Below are 12,287 nucleotides of genomic sequence, written 5' to 3'. Positions count from 1 at the left end.
TATATATAATATTGAGAAAAATTGAGGGGGGATATAGTTTGGGGAAAGTGTGTATAAATGGAAAAAATCTTAGTATAGAAGATATTATTAATGTTTCAAGAAAAAACTATATTGTAGAGCTTTCAAAAGAAGCTCAAGAAAATGTTATAAGGAGTAGAAAACTTGTAGATAGATTTGTAGACGAAGAAAAGATAGTGTATGGAATAACAACTGGTTTTGGAAAGTTTTCAGATGTAGTTATATCAAAAGAAGAAACTAAAATTCTTCAAAAAAACTTAATAGTTAGTCATTCTTGTGGTGTTGGAAAGAGTTTTTCGGAAGATATTGTAAGAGCTATAATGCTTCTTAGAATAAATGCTTTAGCTAAAGGAAATTCTGGAATTAGACTTGAAACTTTGAATACGTTAATAGAAATGCTTAACAAAGGCGTTCATCCTGTAATACCAGAAAAGGGTTCACTTGGTGCATCTGGAGATTTAGCACCGTTATCACATATGGTTCTAGTAATGATTGGAGAAGGAGAAGCTATTTATAATGGAGAAAAAATGAGCGGAAAAGATGCTTTAACTAAAGCTGATATTTCTCCGGTTGAACTTACTTCAAAGGAAGGACTTGCTCTTATAAATGGCACACAAGTAATGACTGCTATAGGAGCTTTGACTATATATGATTCTATAAATTTACTTAAAATGGCTGATATTAGTGCAGCATTAACTATTGAAGCTTTAAGTGGTATAGTTACAGCATTTGATGAAAAAGTAAATAATGTAAGGCCGCATATTGGACAAATTAATACAGCTAAAAATTTATTAAATATACTTAAAGATAGTAATATGACTACACAACAAGGTGAGGTTAGAGTTCAAGATGCTTATACTTTAAGATGTATACCTCAAATACATGGTGCAAGTAAAGATGCTATAGATTATATTAAACAAAAGGTTGATATAGAAATAAATTCAGCTACAGATAATCCTCTTATATTTCCAGATAGTGAAGATGTTATATCGGGTGGAAATTTTCATGGTCAGCCTATGGCTTTGAGTTTTGACTTTTTAGGAATAGCACTTGCTGAAATTGCAAATGCTTCTGAAAGGAGATTGGAAAGGTTAGTAAATCCAGCTTTAGGAGGACTTCCAGCATTTTTAACTCAAAAAGGAGGTTTGAATTCTGGGTTTATGATAGTTCAGTATTCGGCTGCATCATTAGTTTCGGAAAATAAAGTTTTAGCACATCCAGCAAGTGTTGATTCAATTCCTTCATCTGCAAATCAAGAGGATCATGTTTCTATGGGGACTATAGCTGCTAGAAAAGCAAGAGAAATACTTGAAAATACTAGAAAGGTTTTGGCAATGGAGATATTTGCAGCAGCACAAGGAGTAGATTTAAAAGGAAATAAGGGGCTTGGAAAAGGAACGAATATAGCATATGAAATAATTAGAAAGCATATTGATAAGATAGTTGATGATGTTATTATGTATAAAAAAATAAATAAGTGTGAAGAATTGATAGAATCTAATATTATAGTTGAAAATGTAGAAAAAGAAATAGGAAAATTATTTTAAAAAGAGGGGGAGTTTTTATGATATCTAATATCGATATTTCGAGTGCCATGACAATTAAGCTTGACAGTGAATTACCTGAAATGCCTGAGTTTGTTGAGGGAATAAGAAGGGCGCCAAAAAGAGAGTTTAATTTAACTAAATCTGAAACTGAACTTGCACTTAAAAATGCACTTAGATATATACCAGAGGAACTTCATGAGAAATTAGCACCTGAATTTTTAAATGAGTTACTAACTAGGGGTAGGATTTATGGATATAGATTTAGACCAGCTGGAAATATAAAGGCAAAGCCAATAGATGAGTACAATGGAAAGTGCATTGAAGGAAAAGCTTTTCAAGTGATGATAGATAATAATTTAGATTTTGATATTGCGCTTTATCCTTATGAGCTTGTTACGTATGGTGAAACTGGGCAGGTTTGTCAAAATTGGATGCAGTATAGACTTATAAAAAAATATTTAGAAGAATTAACAGTTGATCAAACATTAGTTATTCAATCTGGACATCCTGTTGGGCTTTTTAAATCTCATCCAAATGCACCTAGGGTTATAATAACAAATGCTTTAATGGTAGGAATGTTTGATAATCAGGAAAATTGGCATAGAGCCATGGCACTTGGAGTTGCTAATTATGGTCAAATGACTGCTGGAGGATGGATGTATATAGGACCACAAGGAATAGTGCATGGTACATATTCTACAATTCTCAATGCAGGAAGATTGATGCTAGGAATTCCTCAAGATGGGGATTTAAGAGGTAAGTTATTTGTAACATCAGGTCTTGGGGGAATGAGTGGAGCACAAGGTAAAGCTATTGAAATAGCAAATGGAGTTGGAATAATAGCAGAGGTTGATTATTCTAGAATTAAAACTAGATATGAACAAGGATGGATAAGTAAAATTACCGATTCTTGTGAAAAGGCTTTTAAAATTGCTAGAGATTATATGCAAAAAGAAGAATCTTGTGCAATAGCATATCATGGGAATATAGTAGATTTACTTGAGTATGCAGTTGAAAATAATATAAAAATAGATTTGTTATCAGATCAAACTTCTTGTCATGCTGTTTATGATGGAGGATATTGTCCTCAAGGGCTTACATTTGAAGAAAGAACAGAACTTTTGGGAAAAGATAAGTCTAAATTTAAGGAACTCGTTGATAATACATTGAGACATCACTTTGAATTAATAAAAGAGCTTACTAAAAAAGGGACTTATTTTTTCGATTATGGAAATAGTTTTATGAAAGCAGTATATGATGCAGGAGTTAAAGAAATAGCTAAAAATGGAGTAGATGAAAGAGATGGATTTATATTTCCGTCTTATGTAGAAGATATATTAGGGCCTCAATTATTTGATTTTGGATATGGACCATTTAGATGGGTTTGTTTAAGTGGAAGTGAAGAAGATTTATTAAAAACTGATAGAGCTGCTATGGAGTGCATAGATCCAAACAGAAGGTATCAAGATAGAGATAATTATATTTGGATAAGAGATGCTCATAAAAATAAATTAGTAGTTGGCACTAAAGCGAGAATACTTTATCAAGATGCAATGGGAAGAACAAAGATAGCTCTTAAATTTAATGAAATGGTGAGAAAGGGAGAAATAGGACCTGTGATGCTAGGAAGGGATCATCATGATGTTTCAGGAACAGATTCTCCATTTAGAGAAACATCTAATATAAAAGATGGAAGTAATATAATGGCTGATATGGCAACTCATTGTTTTGTTGGAAATGCAGCTAGAGGTATGAGTCTTGTAGCACTTCACAATGGAGGAGGAGTTGGTATTGGAAAAGCTATAAATGGCGGATTTGGAATGGTTTTAGATGGAAGTCAAAGAGTTGATGACATTTTAAGATCAGCTATGCCATGGGATGTTATGGGAGGAGTTGCAAGACGTGCTTGGGCAAGAAATGAAAATTCGATAACTACAAGTATTGAATACAATAAAATAAATAAAGGAACAGATCATATAACTCTTCCTTACATAGCTAGTGATGAACTGATAAAAAGTATTGTTGAAAAAGTTTTTGAAGAATAAATTTTGATAAGGAGGTTAATAAGAATGGCTAAAATAGTAGAATGTGTTCCAAATTTTAGTGAAGGTAGAGATTTAGAAAAAATAGAAAAAATAGTTGAGCCTTTAAGGGGAAAAGAAGGTGTTAAACTTTTAAATTACGAAGCGGACAAAGATTATAATAGATTGGTTGTAACTGTAATTGGAGAGCCTGGGGCTGTAAAAAATGCAGTTATTCAGTCAATAGGAGTAGCGACTAATCTTATTGATATGAATAAGCATAGAGGTCAACATTCTAGAATGGGAGCCACAGATGTAGTGCCTTTTATTCCGATTAAAGGAATGAGTATGGAAGAAGCAATACAACTTTCAAGGGAAACTGCGAAAGAAGTTTGGGAAAAGTATAATATACCAGTATTTTTATATGAAAAATCAGCTACAAAACCTGAAAGAGAAAATTTAGCTACAATTAGAAAGGGACAATTTGAAGGAATGAGTGAAAAACTTAAAGATCCTAACTGGAAACCTGATTTTGGAGAAAGTAAAATACATCCTACAGCTGGGGTTACTGCTATTGGAGCGAGAATGCCTCTTATTGCTTATAATATAAATTTAGATACAACTAATATAGAAATAGCAAATAAAATTGCAAAATGTATAAGACATTCAAGTGGAGGATTGAGATTTGTAAAAGCAGGTCCAGTAGAAATACCAGAAAAAGGAATAGTTCAAGTTACCATGAATTTAACAGATTATACCAAAACTGCAATGTATAGAGCTTTTGAAATGGTAAAAATGGAAGCTAAACGATATGGGGTAAATGTTCTTGGAAGTGAAATAGTTGGACTTGTTCCTATGGAAGCGTTAGCTGATACTGCTGCTTATTATTTGGGGTTAGAAAATTTTAATATGGATAAAATTTTAGAATCAGGACTTATGGAGTAGGTGATTGATGTGGAAGCAGATTTAATTATAAAAAATATAGGAAATTTAGTTACGATGAGAGGTACAAATGGACCCAGAATAAAAGAGGAAATGAATAACATTGAGATACTTAAAAATGCTTATGTTGCTGTGAAAAATGGGAAAATATTAGATATAGGACAAGGGCATATAATGGATAAATTAATAGGAAAAAATACTGAAATTCACGATGCGAAAGGTCTTACAGTAACACCGGGACTTGTGGATTCTCATACTCATTTAGTTCATGGGGGATCTCGTGAAAATGAATTTGCTTTAAAAATAAGTGGAGTTTCATATATCGATATATTAAAAAGGGGTGGAGGAATATTAAGTACAGTTAAATCAACTAAAGAAGCATCTTTTGATGAGCTTTATAATAAAGCTAAAAAAAGTCTTGATATTATGCTTGAGTATGGAGTAACAACTGTGGAAGCTAAAAGTGGATATGGACTTGAATTTGATACAGAAGTAAAACAACTTAAAGTAGCTAAAAAGTTAAATGAAAATCATCCTGTAGATATAGTGTCTACGTTTTTAGGAGCTCATGCTGTACCTATTAAATATAAGGAAAATCCTGATGAATTTGTTGATATAGTAATAGAAATGCTTCCAAAAGTCAAAGAATTAGCAGAATTTGTTGATGTATTTTGTGAAGAGGGAGTTTTTTCGGTAGATCAAACTAAAAAGATACTTCAAAGAGCAAAAGAAATTGGATATAAATTAAAACTTCATGCTGATGAAATAGTTCCAATAGGAGGAGCAGAGCTTGCAGCAGAGTTAAAAGCTATATCAGCAGATCATTTGATGGCAGCAAGTGAAAATGGAATGAAGTTAATGGCTGAAAATAAAGTTATAGCTAATATTCTTCCGGGAACATCATTTAATTTAATGAAAGATTATGCTAATGCTAGAAAAATGATTGAAGTTGGGGTTGCTGTATCTCTTTCTACGGATTATAATCCGGGAAGTTGTCCTACTGAAAATATACAGTTTATAATGCAGCTAGGTTCTTTGGCACTTAATATGACTCCAAGTGAAGTATTAACAGCTGTAACTATAAATGGTGCATATGCTGTTGATAAGGCTGATGAGATAGGTTCTATTGAAGTTGGCAAAAAAGCTGATTTAGTAGTATTTGATGCTCCAAATATTGAATATATAATTTACCATTTTGGGATAAATCATGTATATAGAGTTTATAAAGAAGGAAAATTAGTTGTAGATGATAGAAGGATAGTATATTAAGGGGGACTTTTTGTGAGGCTTGTAGATATGAAAATAGTGGATTTTAGTAATGAAGTGGATTCATCTTCTCCTGCTCCTGGGGGAGGATCTGTATCAGCATTAGTATCTAATATAGGAATAAGTTTAGGAAGGATGATGGGAAATTTAAGTTTTGGAAAGAAAAAATATGAGAGTTTAGATGAGAATATAAAAGAAGAATTTAAGAATAGATTTGAAAAATTAGGATATATAAGAAATACGCTTTTAGAACTTGTGGACAAAGATACAGAGTCTTTTAGCGAAGTTATGAAAGCATTTAAACTTCCAAGAGAAACAGATGAAGAAAAGAAGATAAGAAAAGAAGAAATAAAAAAAGCGACTATAAAATCCATAGATGTTCCTTTTGAAACTGCTAAATTATCATTAGAAGGTTTAAAACTTATGGAGTATTTTGTAGATTATGGAAATCAAAATGCTATAACGGATTTAGGAGTGGGAAATCTTCTTCTTTACAGTGGACTTGAGGGAGCAGTACTTAATGTAAAAGTGAATTTATGTGGATTAGATGATAAGGATTTTGTGGAAAATAAAAACAGGGAATGTGAAGAGATTTTAAATGAAGGTAAAGAGATAAAAGATAGAGTACTTAGAAAAATATATGAAAAATTAAATTGAATAAGAACCTCAAATGAGGTTCTTATTTTTTGAGTTCTTTCATTATTTTATCTAGTTTTTGTTGTTGCTTTTTATTTAATAGAGGTTTTAATTTTTTTAATATTTTTTCTTTGTTATCTATATTTTTAGATACTTTTTTTAATTCTTCCATAAGTTCGCTTTCACTTTTTCCTGAGTATTCTTTTTTTATTTTTTCTTTCATTTTATTTAATTTTTCTTTATCAATATTAGCTTTTTTTAGTTTTTCATTATCTATTTTCATAATTATTACCTCCTTTATATTTACTATATGCACTAAATGTGTAAAAGAGTAACAAAATTTACATGAAGCACATATTATATAGAATAAATGGCATTATTGCGTTGGGAGGGAATTATATTGAATAATAAGATGTTGATTGCATTAGCTATACTAGCTTTTCGAGGGGATAAAATTTTAAATACAGAGATGAATGTTTTTGAAAATTTTAGAAATATTAATTTGGATAATGATAAATTAGAAAGAGGAATAGAAATATTAAGTAGAAGTAAAAAATATATGAGAAAAGATGAAAAAGCTTTAATAACTAAAGTAGAAAGTATGTTGGATTTAGTAAGAGGAATAAAAAGATTGAATAATATAAATGATATAAAAGAATTTGATGAAAGTGATTTTTTTAGAAGTATGGATATTAGAGATAGGAGAAATATGATGATTAAGGAAATAATAGATGTATTTCCAGAAGATAAAAAATCTAGTATTAATAAGATATTAGATATGAAAAAGAAGATGTATTTATTAAAAGAGCTTATGAGTTCGGGAGTTTTAGAGCAGTTAAGTGATATAAATCAATTAGAAGAAGCGTTGGGTTCTGAAGATAAAGAAAAGTGTGAAAAAAATGAAATGTAAATCAAATTTTTTCAAAATTGGAAGACAAAAATACTTTTAAAAACTTAAAAATTAGTATATAATAATAACAAGAACAGAACCTAAAATGTACGTTATAACCTAGTAAATTCAACCTACAAGTAGTATACGGGAGTTCGGGTTCATCTTTTGACAACAGGCCTCAAAATCAGAGGAGGTTGAAGACTGATGACAGAACACCCACCTGGGTGAAGCTCGGGTGTGAATTTAATAGGTAGACGGCATTATGGGTGTATAAATTTAAAATTGAATCTGGGGCGTGCGTTATGACCTAATAAATTCAACCTACAAATAGTATACGGGAGTTCGGGTTCATCTTTTGACAACAGGCCTCAAAATCAGAGGAGGTTGGAGACTGATGACAGAACACCCACCTGGGTGAAGCTCGGGTGTGAATTTAATAGGTAGACGGCGCCATGGATTAAGGAGGCTCAAATTGAGCCTCTTTTTATTTTGAAATAATGACACGCATTGAGGATAATATAAATATTATATAATAGTTTAAAATAAAAGGAGTGGTAGAGATTCAAAAGTATGATATTTTGTTTTTTCCTGTGGTAGATTGTGAGTTTAAAAATCAAAAGTATAATAATTTAATATTTTATATGATTGAAAAGGGGCATAGAGTTTTTTATTTTGATTTTTCAAATCGATATTTAAAAATAAAAAAAACGAGGGATAATTTAAATGTTATAAATTTACTTGATAAATTTAGAAAAAGTATAGAATATAATAATTCAAATAAAGAATTGGAAAATTATATAGAAAATATAATACAAAAAAATAGTATAAAGGACTGTATTTTGTTTGTAGAAGATTCTAAATGGGTTTTGCTAGTACAGTATTTGAAAGAGAAATATAATTTTAAAATTATTTTTAAATATCGAGATTATTTTGTTGATGAAAAAATTTTAAGGATTAGTGATTTGGTTATTGATAAATCTAAATGTTTGTATGAAGAAATTGAAAATAGTATAAAAATTATTCATCGTTTAGTAAGTATAATTATTGTTACATTTAATAATTTGAAATATACAAGAGAATGTATAAACAGTATTTTTGAAAAGACGGCTTATCCTAATTATGAAATAATTATTGTAGATAATAATTCAAGCGATGAAACACCAATTTATTTAAAGGAAATAGAAAAAAAGTATTCTAATGTAACTGTGATTTTAAATGAAGAAAATTATGGATTTGCAAAAGGCAACAATATAGGAATAAAAAAAGCTAAAGGAGATTATATTATATTACTTAATAATGATACTGTAGTTACTCGAGGTTGGATTAGTGGTCTTATTAAGCATTTGGAAAGGGAAAACAATTTGGGGTTAGTAGGACCTGTTACAAATTATGCAAGGAATGAGGCTAGAATTAATGTTGTATATAAAAATATAAAAGATATGGATAGATTTGCTGAAATGTATACTTTTATCAATTTAAATAAATTATATAAAGGTATAAATATGTTAGTTATGTTTTGCGTAGCTATGAAAAAAGAATTATTTGATGAAATAGGTTATTTGGATGAGAATTTTAAATTTGGAATGTTTGAAGATGATGATTTTTCTTATAGGGTAAAAAAAGCTGGATATGAAATAGCTTGTGCAAAAGATGTTTTCATTCATCACTATGGGAGTATTTCTTTTAAAAATCTTGGAAGTAAGAGATTTTTTGAAATTTTTGAAATTAATAAAAGTATATTTGAAAAAAAGTGGAATATAAAATGGAATTTAAATAAATGGTAATATGTTTAAAAATAGATTTTAGAATAAAGGCTTTTTCATATTTTTTTTTATTTCATTGAAACATGTTGTTTTAATTGAATTATTGACTTTTTTACTGTAATTTTTATAATGTGCTCTTGTTTTAACTAATGGTTTATTTATATAGATATATTCATAATTAATGCCTAATTTTATCCATAGATCGTAATCTTCTAGATATTTATATTTTTCATTGAATAAATTAACTTCAAATAAACAATCTTTTAATGTCATTACTGTAGAAGTATTAATATAGTTATCGAGCATTAAATAGTTAAATGCTTGATTGTGAGATAAGAATTTTTTGCATTTGTAATATTTCAAAACTTTGTTTAAATTTTTGTTTACAATAAGAAAATCTGAATATACAAGGCTTATATTTTTATTTGAATTATTTTTTAATAAATTTACTTGTAATTCTAATTTATTTGGCAAAAAAATATCGTCTGCATCTAAAAAGCATATATATTTACCATTTGATTTTTTAATTCCTAAATTTCTTGCACTTGCAGGCCCATCATTAGTTTTATAGTAATATGATATTTTATCTCTGTATTTTTTTATAATGTCTTTTGTATTATCTGTAGAACCGTCATCTACGACTATAATTTCAAAGTCTTTAAAAGTTTGGTTTAATACACTGTCTATTGCATCACATATAAATTCACCGTAATTATATGTAGGTATAATTACACTTACTTTAGCCATGGCAATCTCTCCTTATTGTTTTAATAAATATATTTTATAAATATTCATTTAATACAATAATTATTAGTATTTGTTGGATTTTATGAATATATATATTATTGAACAATTGGGGGGGAGTTTAATGAAAAAATATAAATACTTTATTACTAATGAATCAAGTCATTATTGTTTTTATATAGCTGATAATTATTTATATATGGAATTTTTAAAAAATAATAATAAAGAAAGAATAAATATACTAAAAAATGTGTTGGATTTTTCGGTAGATATTGACGATTTAGGAGTTATTCATATAATATGTATTAATTTATTGGGGCAATTAATTCACATTTTTAATGAAAATAATACTTGGAAAGAAAATATTGTAATTAATTTTGATGTGAAAGTGTACAAAATTAAATCGATAAAGTTGTATATTATCAATAATTTTTTAAATGTATTTTTACTAATATCCGATAAAATTCAAAAAAATATATGGAATTTAATGTATTATGCTGTAAGTAGAAATAATATTAAAAGTTTTAAAGTAGCACAAGTAAATGGGTGTTATAAAACAGATGTTGATAGTAATGGCAATATTCATTTAGTTTATAAATCAATATACGATAATAATTGTCAGTTTTATTATAGAATGCTCAATATAAAGTATAATATATGGAGTATTCCAGAAAGAATAAGCGATATAGATACAAATGTTATCGATATACGTATTTTATGTGATACAAATGATTGTTTACATGTAGTGTGGTCATATGTAAAAAATAATATAATTAGGTCAAGTTATATTAATAAAAAAAATTTAGCTTCAAATTGGGAAACATCAGGAACTTTTAATGAAATAATAGGGCAACATGAATATCAATTTTTATTTCAAGTAGATAATACAATTAAATTGGTTTGGAAGCAAAATGACAAATTTTATTGCACTTTTACTGAAATCGGAGAAATATATTGGAGTGATATAAGTGAATTAGACTTTAAGTTTGAATGCGATTTGACTTTGAGTGTATATATAGGAAATGGATATAGAGAAAAAATATCAAAGTCTTTTCAGAAAATTAATCTGGAAAGAGCAGTTAGTTTAGATGATTTAATAAGTATAAAAGATAGTTTGTTGGAATATACAAATCAAATAAAGAAAGGATTTCAAAATACTAGTATAGTACAAGATTTATTTTGTGATAATAAGAAAATTTTAGAGAGAAAAATTCTAGAGATATATGAAGAACTAGAAACAATAAAAGAAAGAGAAAAAAATTTGATAGATTCATATATTATGTTAAATGAAAAAATTGAAATGTTATTAGAGAATAAAAAACAGACAAAAAATAGATTAGGTAAAGTAAAAAAAATTATTGATAATTCTTTGGAATTTATCCTCCGTATTTTTAGTTAGATAACTACATATATAATAATAGTAGTTTTTTAGGAGGGGTATTATGGTTGTGGATAAAAATAGATGCTTTATTGTAAAGCGATATGCTAAAGAAATGTGGTTTTTTTTTATAAACAATAATTCCATTTGTTATGAAGTGATGAATTTGGATAAAATTATAGAAAATTCAAAATTAATAGATAATGTAAAATTTTACGATGTAGATTTAGATGAAAAGGGGAATATTTACTTAGTATGTGTAAATGATAAAAATGAAATTTGGTATTTTATTAATTCAAACAATAATTGGAAAAAAACTATTTTGGTAAAATCATATTATAAACATGATTATATTGATTGTGTTAATATATTTACTGTTAATAATAAAGTTCACATATTTTATTCTATAGTAAATATTCAAAACACAAAATACATAGGACATTATTATTTTAATGGGTATAAATGGATAAAAAATTCATTATATTCATTAAAAAATATAAAATCGTATTTTATAGATTACAGTATAAATGGAGATGTATTTTTTTTGTTCAATAAAAATGATAATAATGGATTGTATTTAAGTGTTTTTTCGGATTATCATAAAAAATGGAAAGATGAAATAAAATTAAATATACAAAATATTGATATAATAAAATTTTTTGTAGATTCTAAATGCAATATCCATCTAATATATAATGATAAAGGTAAAATTTTTACTCGAATTTTAAAAAATATGCAGTTAGACAGTAAGTGTATGATAAATGAAAATGATCAAGATATAAATTATAAAATATTTGAACTCGATGAAATGATTTGGATTGTATGGAAGTGTGAAAATAATATGTATTGTAGGTATTCTGTCGATTATGGAGTGAGTTGGAGCGACAGTAAAAAGATAAAATCAAATTTAGGTAGTGATGTTGTTTTTATAGAAAATAAGGAAAAGATGTTTAAAAAAATTGATACTTTTGGTGATTTGGAAAATAGAGTTGTATTTGGGATAGATTATATTGATGAAATTTATTTAAAAGATATATCATTATTTAAAAAAATTATAGGATTTTTTAAACGCTAATAAAG

General features: G+C 27.7%; 11 protein-coding genes and 2 other RNA genes. 11 read left to right on the top strand and 2 right to left on the bottom strand.

The annotated features are described in order from the left end of the window. Positions 1-38 precede the first annotated feature (38 nt). Genes hutH through BUA19_RS02220 form a run of 5 tightly spaced genes read left to right on the top strand, consistent with a single transcriptional unit; the run spans position 39 to position 6,451 of the window. Positions 39-1,565, top strand: a complete 1,527-nt coding sequence (gene hutH / locus BUA19_RS02240; RefSeq protein WP_072723262.1) for a histidine ammonia-lyase — start codon at positions 39-41, stop codon at positions 1,563-1,565. A gap of 17 nt (positions 1,566-1,582) precedes the next feature. Continuing rightward, the gene (locus tag BUA19_RS02235) at positions 1,583-3,610 is read left to right on the top strand and encodes a urocanate hydratase (protein ID WP_072723261.1); all 2,028 of its coding nucleotides are present in this window, start codon (positions 1,583-1,585) and stop codon (positions 3,608-3,610) included. A gap of 24 nt (positions 3,611-3,634) precedes the next feature. Then, a complete protein-coding gene (gene ftcD, locus BUA19_RS02230) occupies positions 3,635-4,531 on the top strand; it encodes a glutamate formimidoyltransferase (RefSeq protein ID WP_072723260.1) in 897 nt (298 codons plus the stop codon). A 9-nt stretch (positions 4,532-4,540) separates the two neighbouring features. Continuing rightward, positions 4,541-5,797, top strand: coding sequence for an imidazolonepropionase (gene hutI / locus BUA19_RS02225; RefSeq protein ID WP_072723259.1), 1,257 nt, complete (start codon positions 4,541-4,543; stop codon positions 5,795-5,797). A gap of 12 nt (positions 5,798-5,809) precedes the next feature. Beyond that, positions 5,810-6,451: a cyclodeaminase/cyclohydrolase family protein gene (locus tag BUA19_RS02220; protein ID WP_072723258.1), complete on the top strand. Its 642-nt coding sequence runs from the start codon at positions 5,810-5,812 to the stop codon at positions 6,449-6,451. A gap of 22 nt (positions 6,452-6,473) precedes the next feature. On the opposite strand, the gene BUA19_RS02215 is transcribed toward BUA19_RS02220, so the two are convergent. Continuing rightward, entirely contained in the window at positions 6,474-6,713 is a 240-nt protein-coding gene (locus BUA19_RS02215; protein WP_072723257.1) for a hypothetical protein, read from the bottom strand. Between the two features lie 117 nt (positions 6,714-6,830). On the opposite strand from BUA19_RS02215, the gene BUA19_RS02210 reads away from it, so the two are divergent. From BUA19_RS02210 to BUA19_RS02195, 4 genes are all read left to right on the top strand, one after another. After that, positions 6,831-7,340 carry a hypothetical protein gene (locus tag BUA19_RS02210; RefSeq protein WP_072723256.1) on the top strand — a complete coding sequence of 170 codons (510 nt, stop codon included), beginning with the start codon at positions 6,831-6,833 and terminating at the stop codon, positions 7,338-7,340. A gap of 74 nt (positions 7,341-7,414) precedes the next feature. After that, positions 7,415-7,595, top strand: a non-coding RNA gene (gene ssrS / locus BUA19_RS02205) — 6S RNA. A 9-nt stretch (positions 7,596-7,604) separates the two neighbouring features. Continuing rightward, positions 7,605-7,785, top strand: a non-coding RNA gene (gene ssrS / locus BUA19_RS02200) — 6S RNA. A gap of 88 nt (positions 7,786-7,873) precedes the next feature. Continuing rightward, positions 7,874-9,106, top strand: a complete 1,233-nt coding sequence (locus tag BUA19_RS02195; protein ID WP_143145350.1) for a glycosyltransferase family 2 protein — start codon at positions 7,874-7,876, stop codon at positions 9,104-9,106. A gap of 18 nt (positions 9,107-9,124) precedes the next feature. Here the strand turns inward: BUA19_RS02195 and BUA19_RS02190 are convergent, their stop codons facing one another. Next, on the bottom strand, positions 9,125-9,832 hold the full coding sequence (locus BUA19_RS02190) for a glycosyltransferase (RefSeq protein ID WP_072723254.1): 708 nt from the start codon (positions 9,830-9,832) through the stop codon (positions 9,125-9,127). Between the two features lie 121 nt (positions 9,833-9,953). Here BUA19_RS02190 and BUA19_RS02185 point away from each other — a divergent pair, with 121 nt between their 5' ends. Both BUA19_RS02185 and BUA19_RS02180 read left to right on the top strand, forming a co-directional pair. After that, on the top strand, positions 9,954-11,228 hold the full coding sequence (locus BUA19_RS02185; protein WP_072723253.1) for a hypothetical protein: 1,275 nt from the start codon (positions 9,954-9,956) through the stop codon (positions 11,226-11,228). Between the two features lie 43 nt (positions 11,229-11,271). Then, positions 11,272-12,282, top strand: a complete 1,011-nt coding sequence (locus BUA19_RS02180) for a hypothetical protein (RefSeq protein WP_072723252.1) — start codon at positions 11,272-11,274, stop codon at positions 12,280-12,282. The last annotated feature ends 5 nt before the right edge of the window (positions 12,283-12,287 follow it).

The organism is Tepidibacter thalassicus DSM 15285 (assembly GCF_900129915.1).
Lineage (GTDB): Bacteria > Bacillota > Clostridia > Peptostreptococcales > Peptostreptococcaceae > Tepidibacter > Tepidibacter thalassicus.
Note: the sequence above shows the minus strand (reverse complement) of the source record. Positions and strands in the feature narration are given on the sequence as shown.

Excerpts from the sequence above, each read along its gene's own strand:
- BUA19_RS02185 (WP_072723253.1), top strand. The coding sequence starts at position 9,954 with ATGAAAAAATATAAATACTTTATTACTAATGAATCAAGTCATTATTGT.
- BUA19_RS02215 (WP_072723257.1), bottom strand. The coding sequence starts at position 6,713 with ATGAAAATAGATAATGAAAAACTAAAAAAAGCTAATATTGATAAAGAA.
- BUA19_RS02190 (WP_072723254.1), bottom strand. The coding sequence starts at position 9,832 with ATGGCTAAAGTAAGTGTAATTATACCTACATATAATTACGGTGAATTT.
- ftcD (WP_072723260.1), top strand. The coding sequence starts at position 3,635 with ATGGCTAAAATAGTAGAATGTGTTCCAAATTTTAGTGAAGGTAGAGAT.
- BUA19_RS02235 (WP_072723261.1), top strand. The coding sequence starts at position 1,583 with ATGATATCTAATATCGATATTTCGAGTGCCATGACAATTAAGCTTGAC.
- BUA19_RS02180 (WP_072723252.1), top strand. The coding sequence starts at position 11,272 with ATGGTTGTGGATAAAAATAGATGCTTTATTGTAAAGCGATATGCTAAA.